General features: G+C 53.3%; 1 protein-coding gene. It reads left to right on the top strand.

The features are described 5' to 3' along the window. Positions 1–242, top strand: a 242-nt coding sequence (locus SB756_RS34325) for a hypothetical protein (protein WP_410913785.1), incomplete at both ends; no start/stop codon positions are given.

Genomic DNA, 242 nt, shown 5'->3' on the forward strand with positions numbered 1-242 from the left:
GGAAGCGAAAGAAGGGAAACCGCTTTCCGATAAAACCATTGCTGGCGAATACCCTGACTATCAGCGCAAAATCAGCGCCACCCGTGATGGCCTGAAAGTCACCTTTGGCAAAGTGCGCGCCACCTGGGATCTGCTGACCTCCGGCGAATCGGAATATCAGGTGCATAAATCCCTGCCGGTGCAGACTGAAATCAACGGTAATCGCTTTACCAGTAAGGCGCATATCAACGGTTCGACCACGC

Source organism: Pseudomonas sp. SIMBA_068 (genome assembly GCF_046534705.1).
Taxonomy (GTDB): Bacteria; Pseudomonadota; Gammaproteobacteria; order Pseudomonadales; family Pseudomonadaceae; genus Aquipseudomonas; species Aquipseudomonas putida.